The following is a 6547-nucleotide window of genomic DNA, read 5'->3' on the forward strand; positions in this document are numbered from 1 at the left end:
TTTTTAAGTAATATTGTATTTTTTCATTTTTTCACTAAAAATTTTTTCACTCATCCCTATAAGCTTAGCTGCTTCTGCAATATCTTGCGAATTTTTTAAAGCTTCTAAAATCAATTCTTTTTCAAGATTTTTAATATCTTTACTTTTTCTACTTTCTAAGAATAAATCTTGAGCGCTAATCTCATCATTTTCACTTAAAATACAAGCTCTTTGTATAATAGAAATTAACTCCCTAATATTACCTGGAAAATCATAAGCTAGCAAAGCATCTTGTGCTTCTTGATTTAAAGTTTTTTCATTAAAATCATATTCTTTACATGTATCAAGTAATACCTTTTGTGCAATTTGCAAAATTTCTTCTTGACGCTCTCTTAGTGGTGGTATATTAATAGGAATAGTATTAAGCCTATAATATAAATCTTGTCTGAATTCATTATCTGCAATCTTTTTTTCTATATGAGCATTAGTTGCACTAATAATTCTTACATCAATCTTTATACTCTTAGTGCTTCCTAATCTTGTAATTTCTTTTTCTTGTAAGGCTCTTAATAATTTTGCTTGAATTTCATAAGGCATTTCACCTATTTCATCTAAAAACAAAGTGCCTTCATTAGCAAGCTCAAACAACCCTATTTTAGTAGTATTAGCATCGGTAAATGCACCTTTTTCAAAACCGAAAAGCTCACTTTCTATCAAATTTGATGGAATTGCTGCCATATTAATTGCCACAAAAGGTTTTTGTGCTCTTTTTGAATTTTTATGCACAAAATTTGCAAAAACTTCTTTACCTACCCCACTTTCTCCAAAAAAAAGCACACTTGCATCTGTTTTAGCAGCCTTAGTAGCCAATTTTAAACAATCTTCTAAAGCTTTAGAAGTGCCATAAAAATCTTGATTTTCTTCTTTTTTGATAATCTTTTTGTTTGTTTTTTTAGAAGTCTTTTCTTGAATTATTTTTGCGCGTTTTATCGCAGTTACTAAAGTATTAATATCAAATGGTTTTACTAGAAAATCTTTTACTCCAAGTCTTACTGCTTCTATGGCACGATTTAGCGTTGCATTACCTGTAATAATAATAAAATCATATTTATTCTCACAAGCTTGCACAAATTCAATACCATCCATACCCGGCATATTAATATCTGTAATAATCAAATCAACATCATCATTTAGTTTTTTTAAAGCTTCAGTTGCTGATTTATAAGATTTTATAGCAAATTCCTCATACTCACTCAAAGCAATTTCGAGTGATTTTCTCATATTTATATCATCTTCAACTATAACTAAATTCATTTCAAACCTTAAGCTAAAATACCCTTTTTAGGACCACTTTTACCATGACATTCTTTATATTTTTTACCACTACCGCAAGGACAAGGTGAATTTCTAGGCACTTTAGTAATTTGTGCTTCACCATTTTCATCAACACCACTTTCTGTGGTACTAGCTAAAAACTGCTCGTTTTGTTCATGGCTTTTTTCTTCAAAATTCTGTGCTTCTTTTTGAGTAAAAACTACATTAAATAACAATTTCAAACTATCAAATTTAACACGCTCAACAAGCTCCATGAAAAGATTATAACTTTCTTTTTTGTATTCTACTAAAGGATCTTTTTGATTATAACTTCTTAAACCTATACCAGTTTTCAAAATATCCATTTGGTATAAATGCTCTCTCCATAGATTATCCAAAATTTGAAGATATAGAATTCTTTCAATTCTTCTAGCTTCCTTATCTTCAATAATATTCATTTTATCTTTGTAAGCTTTTTCTAAAATTTCACTTAATTTATTTTCTGCTTCAATTACACCTAAATCTTTAAAATCAGCTTCGCTAAGCTCAAGATTACACTCATAACTTACTTTTTGCTTTAAGCTTTCAAAATGCTTAACATCATCTTCAAGTTCTGCATTTAGATAAATTTGGCTTACTAAGTGATTACTATACTCGGCAATATTTTTTAAAATTTTATCTTGCAAGTCAAATTCTTCATCTAACAATTCATTTCTATAATTATAAATAGTCTTTCTTTGTTCATTTGCCACATCATCATATTCAAGCAAATGTTTTCTGCTCTCAAAATGCAAGCTTTCAACTTTTTTTTGCGCATTCTCAACAGCTCTTGTAACAATACGACTTTCTATATGCTCGCCCTCTTCTATACCTAATCTTTCCATGATATTTTTTATGCGATCACCACCAAAAATTCTCAAAAGATTATCCTCTAAACTTAAGTAAAATCTACTTACACCAGGATCACCTTGACGCCCTGCACGACCACGAAGTTGATTGTCTATTCTTCTGCTTTCATGACGCTCAGTTCCTATAATATAAAGCCCACCTAAAGCTCTTATTTCATCATCTATTTTTATATCAACCCCACGACCTGCCATATTAGTAGCTATAGTCACTGCACCTTTTTTACCTGCATCTTGGATAATCAAAGCTTCTTGCTCGTGATTTTTAGCATTAAGCACATGATGAGGAATGCGTTCTTTTACAAGCATATTATGAAATACTTCACTTCTTTCAATACTTGCAGTTCCCACTAAAACTGGCTGACCCTTTGCATTTGCTTTTTTTATCTCTTCAATAACTGCTTTAAATTTTTCTTCTTGAGTTTTATAAATCAAATCATCTTTATCTATTCTTGCAATTGGTATATTTGTAGGTATAGAAACTACATCTAAATTATAAATTTGAGAAAATTCCGTTGCCTCAGTTTGTGCAGTACCTGTCATGCCTGCTAACTTTTTATACATTCTAAAATAATTTTGGAAAGTAATATCTGCTAAAGTTTGACTTTCTTCCTGAATTTTTACCCCTTCTTTAGCTTCTAATGCTTGGTGTAAACCATCACTAAAGCGTCTTCCCTCGCTTAATCTTCCCGTGAATTCATCAACAATTACAACTTCTTTATCTCTTAATACATAATGCACATCTTTTTCAAATAAATTATGCGCTTTTAAAGCCTGGTCAAGCTGATGGGCCAATATTGCATTATCTAAGCTATATAAATTTTCTACTCCAAATAATTTTTCAGCCTTAGAAATTCCAGCCTCTGTAATCATAATAGTTCTATTTTTCTCATCGACAACAAAATCACCACTTGGCAATTCTTGAGGAGTAGTAGCTGCTTGGCCTTTTTGCATTTGTTTTGCTACTTCATTTGCTTTGACATAGCCGTCTAAAGTTCTATTTGTAGGCCCACTTATAATAAGCGGAGTTCTTGCTTCATCTATTAAAATACTATCTACTTCATCAACTATAACAAAATTATGCTCTCTTTGTACTTTTTCAAGCTTTGAAAATTTCATGTTATCGCGTAAATAATCAAAGCCAAATTCATTATTTGTACCATAAGTTATATCACACTCATAAGCTTTTTTATGTGCCTCATCACTATTTTGTTCTGAAAGTATCACACCTACACTAAAACCTAAAAAATTATAAATAGCACTCATTTGCTCTGCATCTCTTTTAGCCAAATAATCATTTACAGTAACCACATGCACACCCTTACCACTCATAGCATTTAATACAACAGGTAAAGTTGCAACCAAGGTTTTACCTTCCCCAGTTTTCATTTCAGCAATTTTTCCATCATGTAAAACCATACCACCAATTAATTGCACATCAAAATGGCGCATATTAAGAGTTCTTTTTCCTACTTCTCTAACTATTGCAAAAACATCATTCAGTATTTGGTCTAAAGTTTGTTCTTCTTTTTGAATTTGTGTTTTAAATTCTATAAATACTTGTTTTAATTCATCATCGCTTAAATTTTGGTATTTTGATTCTAAAGCATTAATTTGCACAACCCTCTTTAAATATTTTTTTACTTCTCGATCATTTTTTGTGCCAAATATTGCTTTAAATACACTAGAAAACATTTTTTTACCTTTAATTACAAAAATATATGCTAGATTATACCTTGAATTTAATTAGAACTATATAAAAAGTTTTGTTTGGATAAATTTTATATAATTTACAAAATTTTTAAAGGATAATTATGAGATATTTTATATTTTTAATGTTATTTGTTTGTAGTATTTTTGCTTTTGATATAAATTTTAAAAATTTTAGTAGTAATTTTGAACAAAAGGTACAAAGCAATAATTCTTCACTAAATTATAAAGGAAATTTTATCATTACTCAAAATAAAGCCTTTTGGAATTATACTAAACCAAATAAAAAACAAATTTATATCAATCACAAAGAAGTTATTATCATAGAGCCTGAGTTAGAACAAGCTATTTATACTCAATTGCAAAATTTACCAAATCTTCAAGAAATTTTTAAAAATGCAAAATTAATATCTCATGAAAATTATGAAGCAAAATACGAAAATATCACATATAATATCAAACTAAAAAATGATAATCTTAGTAATATTTCTTATAAAGATGAGTTGGGAAACTTAGTTAGTATTTATTTTTATAATCAGAAATTTGATCAAAATATCAACGAAAATATTTTTATACCAAAAATCCCAAGCCATTTTGATATTATTCAATAATCAAAATGGTATTTCATTAAACAAATCTTGCTGTTCTTTACTTGGAGCTAACATTTGCATTTGAGTTTTTTCCATGGTTTTTAAAATCATATCCATAGCCTCTTTACTTGTATTAGTATCTTGATTAAAACTTTTGTTATCATCTTTATCATTGTTGTTTATTTGATCGGTGTTTATATCTTTTGATTGAGTATTATTTTGATCCGTATTTTTTGCAACTTTGGAATTATCTTGAATTTCCTTTTGTTTGATAGTTTTTATTGTATTGTCATCTTTTTTTTCCAAATCATTTATAAAACGCTTAAATTCTTCCAAGTCAAACTTAGCTACCGAATTAATTTTTAAAATATAAATATTTTTAATTTGAGTTTTATATTTTTTATTACTAAATTTAAGCAAGGTTTCTTTAAAATTATTTTTACCAACTTCTGTAAATAAATCTTCATAAAAATAACTAGATACAATGGTATTTAAAGCATCTATAATTTTCTTTTGATCTAAATTTTCTCCCTCAAAATCTAAATTCATTTCAATTTTTTTTAAAGTATTATTTCCAACCTTTGAATATAAATCAGTTCTAAAATTTTCTATACTCAAGGAACTAGCATGGATATTAAAAAACATTAAAAGCAAAGCTATAATCCATTTCATATTATCTCCTCATCTTCTTCTAAATCTATAAATTTTTCTTGTAAATAAAATTTTTTCACTTCTTTATCGGTTTTTAAAATTCTTAAAAAATAATCCTCAAAAGGCATTTTATAATTATATATGATTTTTAAATTACAAGGATTAATGGCCCTTGATAAACATACATATAATTGTCCTTTTTCAAAAATTCCATCAATGTCACATATTAATTTATCAATACTCATACCTTGAGATTTATGGATTGTTATAGCATAAGCTAGTTTTATAGGAAATTGAACAAATTTAGCTTTTATCTTAACTTCTAGTTTTTCATCTTTGTCTAACTCATACTCTTCTAAGGTATATTCATATGATTTTAATTTCAATCTTTCACCATTACTTTTCTCTATCAGAATATATTCTTGCTCTTTATCTTTTATAAAATCTAAAATAATTCCTTGTTCTCCATTGTAATAATTTTCCTCTTTATTATTTACACAAAAAATAATCTTAGAACCTATTTTTAATTTTAACTCCTCTAAAGAATTTAATCCTTTAATCCACTGCTCATAAATTTTATCATCTAAAGTATGATCTAATTTTTCCATTCTTGATTTAAATATTTTTTCTTTACCTTGCAAAAGATTTAATTTTTTAGCATTTATACAATTAGCTTTTTTATTTGTAGCACACAATAGGGTATATTCGTCCATATACTCAAGCAAATCTTTTGGATAAATTAACATTTTTTTAAAAAAACTTAGTATTTCTTGATTTACTTTGCCAATTCTAAGAAAAAATAAATATTCATAAAATTGTTTATCTAAAGTTCTTTTAGTAATACTAAGCTTTAAATTGACAAATTTTAAATCATTCCAAGCTTGAGAAGAAAAAGCATATAGAGTATTTTGAAATAAAGTGTTTTGATTCTCTTTGTAGTTTATTACAGGTGGAAGTTGAAAAAAATCACCGACTAATAAAATTTTACCACTAAAGTCACTTCTTGTTAATCTATAATAAATCATTTCCATCAAAGATGCACTTATCATAGAAATTTCATCAATAATTAATAAATCACATTGCTTTAAAATTCTCTTTAATTTTTCTAGTTTATCCCTTTGCTTTCTATCTTCATAATATAACTCATCATAATTTTGACATCTTTTAAAAGCAAAAAAACTATGTAAAGTAACTCCTCCTATATTAAATGCACTTAATCCAGTAGAACCTAATACAACAACAATTCTACCTTGTTTTCTATATAATTTAACAAGTTCTGTAGTTAAGAATGATTTACCAACTCCAGCAGAACCACTTAGAAATATATTATTATCTTTTAAGAAAAAATCTAATTTATTTAACATCATCCTAATATTATATTATAATCTACTAAAACTC

Annotated in this window: 5 protein-coding genes; 1 reads left to right on the plus strand and 4 read right to left on the minus strand. The window is 27.2% G+C overall.

The window, feature by feature from the left end:
* Positions 1 to 3: 3 nt before the first annotated feature.
* Positions 4 to 1293, minus strand: a complete 1290-nt coding sequence (locus tag L8X27_RS05625; RefSeq protein WP_263671455.1) for a sigma-54-dependent transcriptional regulator — start codon at positions 1291 to 1293, stop codon at positions 4 to 6.
* Between the two features lie 8 nt (positions 1294 to 1301).
* On the minus strand, positions 1302 to 3893 hold the full coding sequence (gene secA / locus L8X27_RS05630; RefSeq protein ID WP_263671454.1) for a preprotein translocase subunit SecA: 2592 nt from the start codon (positions 3891 to 3893) through the stop codon (positions 1302 to 1304).
* A gap of 119 nt (positions 3894 to 4012) precedes the next feature.
* Between secA and lolA the strand changes: the two genes are divergently transcribed.
* The gene (lolA, locus tag L8X27_RS05635) at positions 4013 to 4519 is read left to right on the plus strand and encodes a LolA-like outer membrane lipoprotein chaperone (protein WP_133319336.1); all 507 of its coding nucleotides are present in this window, start codon (positions 4013 to 4015) and stop codon (positions 4517 to 4519) included.
* On the opposite strand, the gene L8X27_RS05640 is transcribed toward lolA, so the two are convergent.
* Together L8X27_RS05640 and L8X27_RS05645 are read right to left on the minus strand one after the other, a co-directional pair.
* Positions 4520 to 5170: a flagellar basal body-associated FliL family protein gene (locus L8X27_RS05640; protein WP_263671453.1), complete on the minus strand. Its 651-nt coding sequence runs from the start codon at positions 5168 to 5170 to the stop codon at positions 4520 to 4522.
* Positions 5167 to 6513: an ATP-dependent DNA helicase gene (locus L8X27_RS05645; protein WP_263671452.1), complete on the minus strand. Its 1347-nt coding sequence runs from the start codon at positions 6511 to 6513 to the stop codon at positions 5167 to 5169. The genes L8X27_RS05640 and L8X27_RS05645 overlap by 4 nt, the downstream gene beginning before the upstream one ends.
* Positions 6514 to 6547 lie beyond the last annotated feature (34 nt).

This window comes from Campylobacter sp. CNRCH_2015_1657 (assembly GCF_025772685.1).
Taxonomy (GTDB): domain Bacteria; phylum Campylobacterota; class Campylobacteria; order Campylobacterales; family Campylobacteraceae; genus Campylobacter_D; species Campylobacter_D lari_D.

Bases quoted from the DNA above. Each gene is read 5' to 3' on its own strand.
- L8X27_RS05625 (WP_263671455.1), bottom strand. From the start codon at position 1,293: ATGAATTTAGTTATAGTTGAAGATGATATAAATATGAGAAAATCACTC.
- secA (WP_263671454.1), bottom strand. From the start codon at position 3,893: ATGTTTTCTAGTGTATTTAAAGCAATATTTGGCACAAAAAATGATCGA.
- lolA (WP_133319336.1), top strand. From the start codon at position 4,013: ATGAGATATTTTATATTTTTAATGTTATTTGTTTGTAGTATTTTTGCT.
- L8X27_RS05640 (WP_263671453.1), bottom strand. From the start codon at position 5,170: ATGAAATGGATTATAGCTTTGCTTTTAATGTTTTTTAATATCCATGCT.
- L8X27_RS05645 (WP_263671452.1), bottom strand. From the start codon at position 6,513: ATGTTAAATAAATTAGATTTTTTCTTAAAAGATAATAATATATTTCTA.